Below are 12,387 nucleotides of genomic sequence, written 5' to 3'. Positions count from 1 at the left end.
GGCCCGACCTGGCCGCATGAACTATTCGTCGGCCGGGCTGGGCAGCGCGGGCTATCTGACCGGCGAATTGCTCAAGCAAGCGGCAGGCATCGATATGGTTCACGTCCCCTACAAGGGTTCTGCGCCTGCCATCAACGACCTTCTGGGCGGGCAGCTGGACGGCATGTTCGAGAGCCTGGTGACCGCAACAGGCCATGTGAGGAACGGAAAGATGCGGCTCTTGTCGGTGAGCGGTGAGTCGCGGATGAAAAACTTCCCGGATGTGCCGGCCCTGCCCGAGGTGGTGCCCGGCGTGATCGGCGGTGCCTGGTTCGGTATTTCCGGGCCGGCACGCATGCCCGCCGACATCGCCCAGCGCCTGCAGACGGAAGTTCAGGCTATCGTCAGCGCGCCTGACATGCAAACTCGCCTGAGCGAACTCGGCATGACGCCTTCGCCGCTCGGGGGTGCCGATTTTGTCAACTTCATCCAGGGCGAAAACCGCCGCTGGGGGCCGGTGATTCGGGCCGGCAAGATCACGGTCGAATAAGCCGGGCCGGGAGTCCGCCGGCCAGCGGCGCCAGGCGCTGACCGGCGTTGCCGCTTCGGCTGGCTCTCACCGGCACTGAGCGGCGGCTGATCTCGCGGCCTTACTGCAGTTGGATGTCGTGGGTCCGAATGAGGTTGCCGAATCGCTGCACCTCAGACCGGATGAACTGCCCGAACTGGGCTGCGTTCAGGCCTTGCGGGTCGCCCGCCAGGGCCAGAAGCTTCTCGCGAAACTCCGGGTTGGCAACCGCTGCGGTGAGGGTGTTGCTCAGTTTCTGGACGATGTCGTCCGGCGTTCCAGCCGGCGCAAGAACGCCGTACCAGCCCGCGGACTCGGCGTTCACTCCCTGCTCAATGGCCGTCGGCACCTGAGGCATCAAGGAGGAGCGGGTCTTGCTCAAAATGGCCAGGGGCTTGGCGTTGCCGCCGCGGATCAGGGGCAGGGCAGAAGAACTGCCTGCCACCAGGAAGTCCACATGGCCGCCTTGCAGGTCATTGATCGCCGGGGCGATGCCGCGGTAAGGCACATGGGTGGGCTTGATGCCCGCCGCCTCGCCAAAGTTGGCGGTGCTCAGGTGCGTGCTGCTGCCGATTCCCGAGGAGCCATAGCGCAGTTTCTCGCCCTGTGCCTTGCCCGCCTTCACCAGGTCGGAGAGGCTGTTGAAGGGGCTGTTCTTGTTGACCAGAATCACCTGGGGCCCTGCATACACCAGGGACAGAGGCGCGAAGTCCTTGATCAGGTCATAGGGGAGCTTGCGGCCGCTGCCGCTGTTGATGGTGGCCGCGTCATTGCCCAGAAGCAGGGTGTAGCCGTCGGCGGGTGATTTGGCGACGAAGTCCGCCCCGATGATGGTTCCGCCGCCATCCCTGTTGACGATGATGACCGCTTGGCCCAGGTCTTTTTGCAGACGGTCGGCGATCAGGCGGCCGAGAATGTCTGCCGCCCCGCCAGGCGCAAAGGGGACCACCAGGCGAATGGGCTTGTTGGGGTAGCTCTGGGCGGTCTGCGCCCAGCTGCTCAATGGGAGCGAGCAGGCCAAGGCCAGTGCCCCGAGTGCGCCGAGCCAGTTGCGTCGGAGGGTGGGGCTGCTGGGCCCCTGGGTGCGGGTCTGATGCATGAAGGTCTCCTGGTCGTGAAATGTGTGTGGAAACGGAAGTCGAAAGTAGAAAGTCGGAGTTTTGAATTCAGTCTTCCTGGATGCGTCGACCCAGATTTTCCAGGCCGTAGAACTTGAGCACATCTTCCACCCGCTGCGCGTCGGGCTTGGCATGGAAAAATCCCACTTGGCTGGGTGTCATGCCGCTGATCTGCTTGAGGTCATGCAGGGTTTCGGCCATCTTGAAGCAGGTGGCGATGCCGTCGATCACGGTGGCGCCGCCGATGTGGTGCACGCCCGCGTTGGCCAGAAGCAGGTTCATGGGCATCTCGCCGGGAACGATGACGTCCACGCCTTTTTCGCGCACCATTTTTTCGCCGTGCGCGATGATGGTGTCGATCACGGGTTGCGCCTTGCTCGGGTCGCTCAGGGCCTGCGCCACCTGATTGAAGCTCACGCCGGCCTCAGAGATGCCCGCGAAGCGTTCGGACACCCCCCACTGGCGCACCTGCTCCGGCCAGAAGTCGAGGCGCTCGGTGTTGAAAAACAGCATGCCGACCCGGCGCCCGTACAGACCCGAGAGGTGGAAGGCGGTCTCGCCATAGCCGACCACCGGAATGTTCACCAGCGTGCGTATGTCACGGATCATCGGGCTGGGGATGCTGGCCAGCACCATGGCCTCGAAGCCCTGGCGCTCGGCCTCGCGCGCCGCGCTGATCCACTGCAGGCCGTGGAGCCAGTACAGGGTGGAGTACTTGATATCGGTGCCCGGGTAGTCGCTCGGATAGGTGCCGGGAATCTGCCCATGCAGCACCACCTCGGTTCCGGGCCTCACCACCTTGTGAATGCGCTCCCGCAAGGCCTCCCGATACGCCGGAAGGTCGCCCAGGACGGTAAAACTCTGATGCCAAATTCGCATGGTGACTTCCGTGGTGGATGAATGGGTCAGGGGCGCAGGGACTCCGCGGCTCAGGGGTTGACCGCCAAGCCGGTGGCTTTGAGCACCGCGTTCCAGCGCGCTAGGTCGCTCTTGATCTTGGCGGCGTAAACCTCGGGTGTGGTGCCCTCGGCGTCAAGCCCGCCGGTGCGCAGCACCTGCATGACTTCCGGCAGCTTGAGAATTTGCGCCACCTCCGACTGGAGGCGGTTCACGATGGCCTTGGGTGTGCCTGCGGGAGCCATCAGACCGTACCAGGAGTTGACCTCATAGCCCGGGTACACCTCGGCAATCGCGGGCAGTTGGGGTAACAGGCTCGAGCGGCGCAGGGTGCTCACCGCCAGGCCGCGCAGCTTGCCCGACTCGATGTTGGGAATGGCGCCCGAGATATTGATGAAGGCCATGTCGATCTGACCGCCAATGAGGTCGGTCAGCACCGGCGCTGCGCCCTTGTAGGGCACATGCAGGATGCTGATGCCCGCCGCGCTTTGCAGCATTTCGCCGGCCAGATGGGTGGTGCTGCCCGGGCCGACCGAGCCGTAGCTCAATTTGCCGGGGCGCTGCTTGGCGTAGGCGATCAGCTCCTGAAAGGTTTTGACCGGCATGTCGGCGCGCACCAGCAAGACGGTGGGCGCGGAGACGATCTGGGTGATGGGCTCGAAGTCCCGCACCGAGTTGTAGGGGAAGTCCTTTTCCATCGAGGGGCTGATGGCGATCGGCCCCACGTGCGAGAACAGCAGAGTGTGGCCGTCGGGCTGCGCGCGGGCGACCTGGGTCGACCCGATGACGCCGTTGGCACCGGCCTTGTTCTCGATCACCACGGGCTGGCCCAGTCGCTCGGCCAGTTTGGCAAAGATGGGCCGGGCCACGATGTCCGCCGGCCCGCCGGGGGGCCAGGGGTTGATCACCGTGATGTTGCGGCTCGGGTAGCTGGCCTGCGCCCACAACGAAGCGGGCAGACACAGCGACATGAGGAGCAGGGCGCCTGAGCCGAGCAGCCGGCTGCGGCGAATGTGGGAACCAAGAAACGATGTCATGGAAACCTCCTGTGCTTGCGGTGGATAGAGACGAGAAAAATCATTGACCAGTGAACTTGGGTGGCCGCTTCTCACGGAAGGCGGCGGCCGCCTCGAGGCGATCTTGCGTGTTGAGCAGGTGCGTTTGCAGGTCGGCCTCCAGGCGAATGCCATTGGCCAGGTTCATGTCGTGGCCCTGGCGCACCGCTTCCTTGGCCAGTTGCATCGCCAGCGGAGGCTTGGCTGCCATCTTGGCGGCGAGGGCGGCGGTTTGCTCCTGCAGGGCGCTGGCCTCGCACAGACGCGAGATGAGGCCGATGCGCTGCGCCTGCGCCGCGTCCATGCGCTCGCCCGACAGCACCAGATCGAGCGCCAGGCCCAGGCCCAGGACCCGGCTGGCGCGCTGCGTGCCACCGGCGCCCGGTAGAAAGCCCAGGCCCGTCTCAGGAAAGCCAAACACCGCGTTGTCGGCGGCGATGCGGATGTCGCAGCACAGCGCGATCTCGAGGCCACCGCCCAGGCAGTAGCCGTGGATGGAGGCGATGACCGGCTTGCGAAGGCGTTCAAAGGCGTTGATCCAGTTGGCATGCACCCGGCGCTGGCGATCGAGTGTGAGCGAGGCCACCGGGTTGAACTCCCGAATGTCGGCGCCGGTGCAGAAGGCTTTGGGGCCCGCGCCCTGGACGACCACTACCCGCACCGCATCGTCGGCTTGGGCCTGGTCTAGCAGGCGAGGGATGGCTTCCCGCACGCCGTTGTTGATGGCGTTCATGGAATCGGGCCGATTGAGCGTGACCCATGCCACGCCGCCCTCGACCTGCATCACCACATCGTCACTCATCACGCAGTCTCCTCTGGAATGAACACCGGCCCATGCGGATGCGACGGCAACAGGCCCCAGGCCACCTTCACACGCTGGCCGATATGGATGCGGGCCATGTCCACTTGCAGCAGCCGGGCCATCAGGTGGGGGCCTTCGTCGGTTTTGACCACGACCACTGCATACGGTACATCGGCTGCGAATGCCGGGCTGGGTGCCCGATGCACGATGCTGAAGGTATAGACCTCGCCGCAGCCGCTGGCGGGCGCAGCCTGGCAAATGGCGTGGTCGCAATGCGGACAGGCGGCTTGGGGGTAGAAGTGAAAGCTCTGGCAACTGTCACAGCGGGGAAGCACGAAGCCCCGGCCCTGGTGCTGCTCCCACCAAGGTTGCGTCAAGTCCAAGGGTGTGGGGTCAGCCATGGTCAAGCCCTCCCGAGCAAGGCGGTGCAATGCAGGCCGATGATGCCGCCATTGCCATGCACCAACACCACCTCGGCGCCGTCTACCTGGCGGGGGCCGCACTGGCCGCGCAATTGGCGCACGCCTTCGATCACATGGAACATGCCGCCGGCGGTGCCAGGGTGCACCGCACTGAGCAGACCGCCATGGGTGGTAACCGGCAGGCTGCCTTGCAGGCTGATGTGGCCGTCTTGCACAAAGCGGCCGCCTTCGCCCTTGGGGCAAAAGCCCAGGTCTTCGAGCTCGACGATCACGGTGATGGTGAAGCAGTCATAGAGCTGGGCGACGTCCACGTCTTGCGGTGTGAGGCCCGCCATCGCAAACGCGTCCGCGCCCGACTGGGCGGCGCCGGTTCGCACGATGTCCGGGCTGTCGCCGATGTAGGTGTGCGAGTAGCCGTAGCCTTGCCCGAGCAGCTTCACCGGCGGTTGGCGCAGGTCACGCGCGCGGTCTTTGCGCGTCACCACATAGGCGGCCGCACCGTCGCTCACCACCGAGCAATCGAGCATGTGAAAGGGGCTAGTGATCATGCGCGAGGCCAGTACGTCGCTCACGGTGAGCGGCTCTTTCTTCTGCGCCAGCGGGTTCAGCGCTGCGTTGGCGCGCATCTGCACCGCCACCTGGGCCATCTGCTCGGGCGTCGTGCCGAACTCGTGCATATGCCGCTGGGCCAGCATGGCGTACAGACTGGGGAGCAGGGGGCCGTAGGGACCTTCATAGTCCGGGTGCGCCCAGCCGGCATCGGCCATTTTCTGTACCGCGCCGGCGCGGGCGCTGTGCGACAGCAGGTTCTGGCCGTTGACGCACAGCACCGTGTCGCACTGGCCGCTGGCAATCGCCATCGCGGCATGGTGCAGCATCGAGGTGCCGGTGGCGCCTGCGACGTCGAGGGTGGCCATGTAGCGAGGTTTCAGGCCCAGTCCTTCGGCGACCACCGCGCAGGGCATGGCCCAGGTGGCGACCCGCAGCGGAGAGGTGAGCAGGCCGTCGACATCGCCAAGCGCCAGGCCGGCGTCGGCCAGCGCCGCAAGCGCGGCTTCGCGTTGCAGCGCCAGGGCATTCCAGCCCGGGTGCTGGCCCAGCCGGCTTTCTCCGACGCCGACGATGACTGCGTCTTGCAGGTCCACTGCGCTCATCCCAGCAGGTCGCGCGCGATCAGCATGCGATGAATTTCGGACGCGCCTTCGCCCACGCGGTAGTGGCGTACGTCGCGGTAAAAGCGCTCGACCGGAAACTGCCGCACCAGGCCCATGCCGCCATGGATCTGGACCGCCCGGTCGGCCACCCGGCCGACCATTTCGGAAGCGGCAAGCTTGCACATGCTGGCGGCCGATCCGACGTCTTCGCCGGCATCCACCCGGCGCAGGGTTTCGTAGACGAAAGCGCGAGTCGTTGCCAACTCGGTGGCTGAGTCCGCCAGCATCCACTGGATCGCCTGGCGCTCGGCCAGGGGCTTGCCGAAGGTGTTGCGGTTGCGGGCGTGCTCAGTCGACATCTCCAGCAGCCTGTCCGCCGCACCCAGGCAGGAGGTGGCCACCCCCAGTCGCCCGTGGGTGAGGGAGTGCATCGCGATCTTGAAGCCCTGGCCCACCTCGCCCAGCACCGCCGAATCGGGAACGAAGCAATCCTCAAAAGTCAATTCGGCCAGCTTGATCGCCTCCGAGCCAATGGTGGTGTCGACCCGGGTCACGAGAAAGCCCGGGGTGCCCTTGTCCACCAGGAAGGCGGTGATGCCACCCCGGGCCCGTAGCTGCGGGTCATTGACCGCCATGACCAGCACCACATCGGCGGCATGGGCGCCGCTGATCCAGTGCTTGCGGCCGTTGAGGCGCCAGCCGCCCTCGCACTTGACTGCGCGGGTGCGCATGGCCTGCGAGTCCGAGCCAGCTTCGGGCTCGGTCAAGGCGAAAGAGGCGGTCATTTCGCCTCTGGCCAGGGCGCCCACATATTTTTGTTGCTGCGCCTCGCTGCCGAAGGTGGCGATGGCCAGCGGGTTCAGGCCACTGCTGCCGTCGAGAATGAGGGTGAAGATGCGGTGCGAGCGGCTGAACTCCTCGAGCGCGAGGCAATAAGTGGAGAGGTCCAGCCCGCCGCCGCCAAAGGCCTGCGGCAAGCGCATGCCCAGGTAGCCCTGTTGGCGCAGCAGGGGCACGGTCTGCGCCGGCACCGCGCCGGTGCGGTCAATTTCCAGCGCAATCGGCTCCAGCACTTCGTCGGTGAAGCGGCGCAGCACGGGCCGCAGTTGCGCGAGTTCGGGGGTGATTTCCAGCTGCATGGTCAGGTTCCGTTTTGATATTTGGCGACGTCAGCCCGGGTGGCAGCTTCGGCGGCGGCAATGAGTCGTTCGCGCCAGGGCGCGTGAAGCCAGACCTTGTTGGTGGCATAGCCGGCACTGGCGGCTTGTGTGTGGGCCAGACCGAAAGTCGCCTCGGCAAGCCGCTCGCCCGGGTTGACTGCCTTCACCCAACCCTGGCTATGCGCCAGTTCGGCGCCGCAGGCCTGGCCGCCTTGCACCAGGGTCTGCGCCACGCGGGCACCGGCACGCCACTCCACCATCAGGCAGCCCATGGGAGAAGCCATGCCCAGGCTGATCTCGGGGAAGTGAAACCGCGCGTTCGACGCGGCCAGGATGTCGTCGCAGGCCAGGGCCAGCATGGCGCCGGCACCCACCGCCGCGCCGCCCACTTGAGCGATCAGAGGCTTTGGAAAGTCCATCAGGGCCAGCAGGGTCGACAAGAGCAGGTGGCGGCGGCGCAGGGCGGCCGCCTGTGGGGGCATTTCGGAAAACTCCTTCAGATCGGCCCCAGCACAAAACGCTTTCGCGCCGGTGGAGGACAGCACCACGCACTGCACCTGCGGGTCTTCGCTGGCGATTTTCAGCTGCGCCTGCAAGGCCAGGTGCAGCGCCTCGTCCAGTGCATGGGCAGACTGGGGGCGGTGCAGTTGCAGCCAGCGCACGCCCTCGCGGTCCTCCGGCAGCAAGGGAGAGGGGTTCATGCCTTCGGGGCTCCCAGCAGCATCAGTGCGTCGACCATGGCCACGCCCTGTCCTTTCGCGCGGACCGCGAGCGGGTTCACGTCGAGCTCCTCGATGCGTGGCCCCAGATCGGCGGCCAGCCAGGAAAAGCGTTGGATGAAATCGACCAGTGCATCGAGGTCCCGCGCCGGCCGGCCGCGCACCTCCTGCAGCATGCCGAAGCCACGCAGGCCGGCGAGCGCCGCGCGAATGTGGTCGGGGTGCGAGGGCGCCAGCAAGAAGGTCACGTCCTTGAGCACTTCCACCCATACACCACCCAGTCCCACGGTGATGATCGGGCCCCAGGTCGGGTCGTGACTCATGCCAATGAGCATCTCCTGGGCGTCCTCGACCATCTCCTGCACCAGCACGCCTTCGATCTTCGCGTCTGGTTTGTAGGCCCGGGCGTTGGCCATCACCTCGGTATACGCCTGTGCCACAAGCGCATCGCCTTGTACCCGCAGCTTCAGGGCCTTGGCCTCAGTCTTATGCGGGATGTCGGGCGACTGAATCTTCATGGCCACCGGCGCGCCGATCTGGCGCGCGTAATCTTGTGCCTGGGCGATGTCGGTGGCCAGGTGCTCCCGAGTCGCGCGCAGGCCGTAGCAGTCCAGAACCTGCTTGGCCTGCCACTCGCTCAGAAGGCCAGGCTGTTCGGGCAGGAGGGACAGTGCCCGCGCCCGGTCCAGGCCTGCCGGTCGCTGGGGGACGCGCTCGGCATAGGTGTGCAAAAAGGCGCTGAAACGCTGGAGAGCTGACACCGCCCGCACGCAGGGGCCGGCGTCGCGATAAACCGCATGCCCTTGCTGCACAAGGCTGCGCGGGGTGATCGTGGCGTCGTCGCTGGCACGACCAGTCCAGATGATGGCGACCGCCTTGTCGCTTTGCTCGGACAACTGCGCCACCGAACGAACCTCGTCGGCGCTGGCAATGGTGAGGACCGGCATCATCAGGTCGATGGCGGGGTCTTCCAGGATGGTCTTGGCCGCTTGGGCGAATGCGCCTTTTTGGCCAATCGCCGCTGCGGTGAGGTCGGCCGGGTTGGTGGCCGTTCCGAAGCCAGGCAACTGGCTCTGGAGTTGGGCTTGCGTGGTGTCGCTGAACTCCGGCCATTGCAGGCCTTGCCCCGCGCCCATGTCGGCCAGCAGCACCAGATTGCCGCCGGAGATGGAGGTGGCGGAGACCTGGGCGCTGCGCGTCCAGCGCTGGCGCCGCAGGAGCATGGCGCACTGGTACAGGTCGGGGTAGTCGTCCACCCGCAGGATGCCCAGTTGCTCGAGGACTTTGTCGAACACCGCGTCGGCGCCGGTGACCGCCCCGGTGTGCGAGGCGGCTGCCTTGGCGCCCATCTCGGTGCGACCGGCCTTGACCATCACCAGGGGCTTGCGCAGTTGCGCCGCCCGGTGCGACAGCGCCCGCAGCTTGGGGCCATCGGCCAGGCGCTCGGCCAGCATCAGGACCACCCGGGTGGATTCCGACTCGAGCATGAAAGACGCATAGTCCATGAGGTCGAGGTCGGCGGCGTTGCCGCAACTGACCTGGTAGCTGATGCCCAGGCCCATCTCGATCGCGCGCCACATCACATTGACCTGGCCCGCGCCGCCAGACTGACCCACGATGCCGATGTCGCCCGCCGGGGCGCGCGGCCCGTTGATGCTGGCGGTGGAGGTCAGCGCGAATTGGTCGACGAAGTTCACCAGGCCATTGCAGTTGGGGCCCATGAGCCGCAGCCCGCCCGCCCTGGCCCGTTCGACCAGCGCGTTTTGCGCCTGCAGGGCCTCGGGAGTGCCTTGCTCGCCGAAGCCGGCAGAAAACACCGTGGCAAAGCGGACCCCTCGGGCAATGCAGTCGTCGACCGCGCCGGCGACGGCATGGGCTGGCAGCACGATGCCCACGTGGTCGGGGGTGTGGGGCGTGTCGGCCAGGCTGGGGTGGCAGGCCACGCCCATGACTTGCGGACGCTTGGGGTTGATCGGGTAGATCTCGCCCGGAAAGCCGAAGTCGATCAGCTGCTTCATGCAGCGACCGCCAAACTTGGACAAGTCGTCGGTGGCGCCCAGAAGTGCCACCCGCCGCGGGGCAAAAAATCCCGCGAGGTCGGGAAACTCCGAGGCGGTGGCGGGGGTTCCTTCAGTGGCGTGCATCGTCGTTATAATTTGCAGTGCAAATAATGTATTTGTAGAGTGAATCGTATCCCGCACCGGTGATTTGCCGGACAGGGTTTTCCACATGCAGGGCCCGCTCCGATGAAAGAAGACCGCCAGTTCGTCACCGCCCTGGCGCGCGGCATGGCCGTCTTGCGGTGCTTTTCCGCTGAACGCAGTGAACTGGGCACCTCGGAGATCGCCCGCCTGACCGGCATGGCGCAGTCCACCGTCTGGCGGCTTTGCTACACCTTGACCAAACTGGGCTACCTGGTGCCCGGACAGGACCCGGAGCGCTTGCGGATCGGCCCGGGGGTCTGGGCCATCCAGAGTTCTGGCGTGCGCACCCGCCTGGCCGACATGGCACTGGAGGGCATGGCGTCATTGGCCCGCACCTACGAGGTGGCGGTTTCGCTGGCCGAACCGCATGGCCTGGACATGATGATCATCCAGCGCGCCCAGGCCCACACGCTCTTGAGCCTCAACCTCGCAGTGGGATCGGTGTTGCCGATCGAAAGCTCGGCCCTGGGCGCCGCCTATTGGTGCGCCCTGTCAGCGCCCGCGCGCGAGCGCCTGCAGGCCGATCTCCAGCGCAAGCGCCCCTCCGAATGGCGCGCCCACCAGGCCTATCTGGCGCAGTGCCTGCAGTCGTACAAGCGCCAAGCCTATGTCCTGAACCTGCGGCACTTCCATCCCGAGGTCAACGCGATGGGCGTGCCGGTGGTGTCGGCGACCGACGGACGGATCATGGTGCTCAATTGCGGCGGCGCGAGCTCGTCGGTCACGCCTGCCTTGCTGCGGGGCCCGATTGCGAAGGCCATGAAGGGGCTGGCCGAGAAGATCGGTGGCTGGATGTCCGATGGTGCTGTGTAGCGCCGTCTAGCGCCGTCCGTTGCCCCATATCACCTTGTATCGCCACGTAGCTACTTGTGGCGCCATTTTGGCTCTCGAGGGCGCTCTTGAGCGCTCGTGAGCGGTCGGTCAATTTCGGGCGGCGCCTGCGGGTTCGCACGATGGTGGCGCGTGCGACCGCCACGGCACAATCGCCCTTGTGAGTACCTCGCCCAAGCCGACCCAGATCCGCCTCGAACTGACCGCCGAACTGCACAAGTGGCGGGCCTTCCTGGCCATCGCCGAGCTCGGCAGCCTGACCCGTGCGGCGCTTTACCTGAATAGCAACCAGTCGCTCCTGAGCCGCCAGCTCAATGCGCTGGAGCGCGATTGCAAGGCGCGCCTGTTCACCCGCACCGGCCGCGGCGTCACCCTCTCGGACGTGGGCTTGCGCATCCTCCCGCAGGTCAAGGCCTTGCTCGGGAGTGCGGAGGGCCTGGAGCAGGAAATTCGCGGTGAGGCGCGCGAGCCGGCTGGCCAGGTGGTGCTGGGCTCTTTGCCCTCGATCACCAATGCGATCGTCGCCCAGTTGTACCTGCGCCTGCGCAGCAAGTACCCCGAGATCCAGTTGCGGCTGCTCGAAGGCTCGAGCGGCCAGGTGGAGGAGTGGATGGCCGACGCCCGGGTCGACATCGCAATTCTTTATCGCTACGGCAAGGGCATGTCTAACCAGGAGCAGCCCCTGGCCACGGTGGACAGCTACCTGATCGGCGCCCCCGGTGACCGCCTGACCCGCGCCCCCGAGGTGCCGTTTGCCGCACTCGACGGCCTGCCCCTGGTGCTGCCCGGCGCGCCCAACGGCTTGCGCACCGCGCTCGATTCGCTTTCCCGCCAAGAAAAGATCGGGCTGCAGCCGCTGCTGGAGGCCGACTCCTTGCCGGTGATGCGGGCGATGGTGGCCGAGGCCAATCTCTACACGGTGCTGCCCATTCACACCGTCTGGCAAGAGGTCCGCGACGGCCGGCTGCAGGCCTCCCGTCTGGTCTCACCGACCCTGCAGCGCATCGTGTCGATGGAGTTGGCCCGTGCCAAGGGGCCGGGCAAGGCGGTGTCTGCGGTGGCTGCCGAGATTCAGGCCCTGGTCGACGAGGGCGCGCGCCGGGGCATGTGGCACCCAGGGGGATTGCCCGCTGCGGCATAGCAGCCTTGCTGGCCCCTGCGAAGGGCCCGGCACTGGCTCTGTGTAAGCTTGGGGCATGCCACGTATCAGCCTACCCGAGCCGCCGAACATGTCGGCGGACCAGCGCGCGGTCTACGACCGCATCGTCAACGGCCCCCGGGGCAAGATTCAGGGCCCGCTGCGCGCCGCCCTGCACAACGCCGAGTTGGCCGACAAGTGGTCGGCGCTCGGCGCCTTGCTGCGCTATCGCACCAGCCTCACACCGCGCCAATCCGAGATTGCCATTCTCATCACCGGCCGGGCCTGCAACTCGCCCTTCGAGTGGTACGCCCACCGCCTCGAGGCGGAGAAGGTCGGG

At 66.4% G+C, this 12,387-nt stretch carries 12 protein-coding genes and 1 pseudogene; 4 read left to right on the top strand and 9 right to left on the bottom strand.

Features of this window, described 5'->3' with window-relative positions; all coding sequences use genetic code 11:
• On the top strand, positions 1 to 529 hold a 529-nt coding region (locus tag QE494_RS01180), incomplete at its 5' end, for a tripartite tricarboxylate transporter substrate binding protein (RefSeq protein WP_300040653.1).
• 100 nt (positions 530 to 629) lie between these two features.
• Here the strand turns inward: QE494_RS01180 and QE494_RS01175 are convergent.
• From QE494_RS01175 to QE494_RS01135, 9 genes are all read right to left on the bottom strand, one after another.
• Entirely contained in the window at positions 630 to 1,646 is a 1,017-nt protein-coding gene (locus QE494_RS01175; RefSeq protein WP_300040651.1) for a tripartite tricarboxylate transporter substrate binding protein, read from the bottom strand.
• Positions 1,647 to 1,713: 67 nt separating this feature from the next.
• Positions 1,714 to 2,544, bottom strand: coding sequence for an aspartate/glutamate racemase family protein (locus QE494_RS01170; RefSeq protein WP_300040649.1), 831 nt, complete (start codon positions 2,542 to 2,544; stop codon positions 1,714 to 1,716).
• A 50-nt stretch (positions 2,545 to 2,594) separates the two neighbouring features.
• Positions 2,595 to 3,599, bottom strand: coding sequence for a tripartite tricarboxylate transporter substrate binding protein (locus QE494_RS01165; RefSeq protein WP_300040647.1), 1,005 nt, complete (start codon positions 3,597 to 3,599; stop codon positions 2,595 to 2,597).
• Between the two features lie 40 nt (positions 3,600 to 3,639).
• Complete coding sequence (locus QE494_RS01160) at positions 3,640 to 4,419, bottom strand: enoyl-CoA hydratase/isomerase family protein (RefSeq protein ID WP_300040645.1); 780 nt, start codon at positions 4,417 to 4,419, stop codon at positions 3,640 to 3,642.
• Positions 4,419 to 4,820 (bottom strand): Zn-ribbon domain-containing OB-fold protein, encoded by a 402-nt coding sequence (locus QE494_RS01155; RefSeq protein ID WP_300040643.1) that lies wholly within the window; start codon positions 4,818 to 4,820, stop codon positions 4,419 to 4,421. Before QE494_RS01155 ends, QE494_RS01160 begins: the two co-directional genes overlap by 1 nt.
• A 2-nt stretch (positions 4,821 to 4,822) precedes the next feature.
• Positions 4,823 to 5,995 carry a thiolase family protein gene (locus tag QE494_RS01150; RefSeq protein ID WP_300040641.1) on the bottom strand — a complete coding sequence of 391 codons (1,173 nt, stop codon included), beginning with the start codon at positions 5,993 to 5,995 and terminating at the stop codon, positions 4,823 to 4,825.
• Positions 5,992 to 7,134 (bottom strand): acyl-CoA dehydrogenase family protein, encoded by a 1,143-nt coding sequence (locus QE494_RS01145; RefSeq protein ID WP_300040639.1) that lies wholly within the window; start codon positions 7,132 to 7,134, stop codon positions 5,992 to 5,994. Before QE494_RS01145 ends, QE494_RS01150 begins: the two co-directional genes overlap by 4 nt.
• A gap of 2 nt (positions 7,135 to 7,136) precedes the next feature.
• The gene (locus QE494_RS01140) at positions 7,137 to 7,856 is read right to left on the bottom strand and encodes an enoyl-CoA hydratase/isomerase family protein (RefSeq protein WP_300040637.1); all 720 of its coding nucleotides are present in this window, start codon (positions 7,854 to 7,856) and stop codon (positions 7,137 to 7,139) included.
• Positions 7,853 to 10,018, bottom strand: a complete 2,166-nt coding sequence (locus tag QE494_RS01135; protein WP_300040635.1) for an acetate--CoA ligase family protein — start codon at positions 10,016 to 10,018, stop codon at positions 7,853 to 7,855. Before QE494_RS01135 ends, QE494_RS01140 begins: the two co-directional genes overlap by 4 nt.
• Positions 10,019 to 10,120: 102 nt before the next feature.
• Between QE494_RS01135 and QE494_RS01130 the strand changes: the two genes are divergently transcribed.
• The 3 genes and pseudogenes from QE494_RS01130 to QE494_RS01120 all read left to right on the top strand — a co-directional run.
• Positions 10,121 to 10,891, top strand: coding sequence for an IclR family transcriptional regulator (locus QE494_RS01130; RefSeq protein ID WP_300040633.1), 771 nt, complete (start codon positions 10,121 to 10,123; stop codon positions 10,889 to 10,891).
• Between the two features lie 178 nt (positions 10,892 to 11,069).
• The gene (locus tag QE494_RS01125) at positions 11,070 to 12,050 is read left to right on the top strand and encodes a LysR family transcriptional regulator (RefSeq protein ID WP_300040631.1); all 981 of its coding nucleotides are present in this window, start codon (positions 11,070 to 11,072) and stop codon (positions 12,048 to 12,050) included.
• 55 nt (positions 12,051 to 12,105) lie between these two features.
• Positions 12,106 to 12,387, top strand: a pseudogene (locus QE494_RS01120) (carboxymuconolactone decarboxylase family protein); the annotation flags it as partial.

The organism is Ramlibacter sp., from assembly GCF_029866045.1.
In the GTDB taxonomy this organism is placed as follows: Bacteria; Pseudomonadota; Gammaproteobacteria; order Burkholderiales; family Burkholderiaceae_C; genus Ramlibacter.
This window is presented reverse-complemented; position numbering and strand designations above follow the sequence as displayed.

What these genes read in the sequence shown, in the direction of transcription:
- QE494_RS01175 (WP_300040651.1), bottom strand. Translation starts at nt 1,646, where the DNA reads ATGCATCAGACCCGCACCCAGGGGCCCAGCAGCCCCACCCTCCGACGC.
- QE494_RS01170 (WP_300040649.1), bottom strand. Translation starts at nt 2,544, where the DNA reads ATGCGAATTTGGCATCAGAGTTTTACCGTCCTGGGCGACCTTCCGGCG.
- QE494_RS01165 (WP_300040647.1), bottom strand. Translation starts at nt 3,599, where the DNA reads ATGACATCGTTTCTTGGTTCCCACATTCGCCGCAGCCGGCTGCTCGGC.
- QE494_RS01160 (WP_300040645.1), bottom strand. Translation starts at nt 4,419, where the DNA reads ATGAGTGACGATGTGGTGATGCAGGTCGAGGGCGGCGTGGCATGGGTC.
- QE494_RS01155 (WP_300040643.1), bottom strand. Translation starts at nt 4,820, where the DNA reads ATGGCTGACCCCACACCCTTGGACTTGACGCAACCTTGGTGGGAGCAG.
- QE494_RS01150 (WP_300040641.1), bottom strand. Translation starts at nt 5,995, where the DNA reads ATGAGCGCAGTGGACCTGCAAGACGCAGTCATCGTCGGCGTCGGAGAA.
- QE494_RS01145 (WP_300040639.1), bottom strand. Translation starts at nt 7,134, where the DNA reads ATGCAGCTGGAAATCACCCCCGAACTCGCGCAACTGCGGCCCGTGCTG.
- QE494_RS01140 (WP_300040637.1), bottom strand. Translation starts at nt 7,856, where the DNA reads ATGAACCCCTCTCCCTTGCTGCCGGAGGACCGCGAGGGCGTGCGCTGG.
- QE494_RS01135 (WP_300040635.1), bottom strand. Translation starts at nt 10,018, where the DNA reads ATGCACGCCACTGAAGGAACCCCCGCCACCGCCTCGGAGTTTCCCGAC.
- QE494_RS01130 (WP_300040633.1), top strand. Translation starts at nt 10,121, where the DNA reads ATGAAAGAAGACCGCCAGTTCGTCACCGCCCTGGCGCGCGGCATGGCC.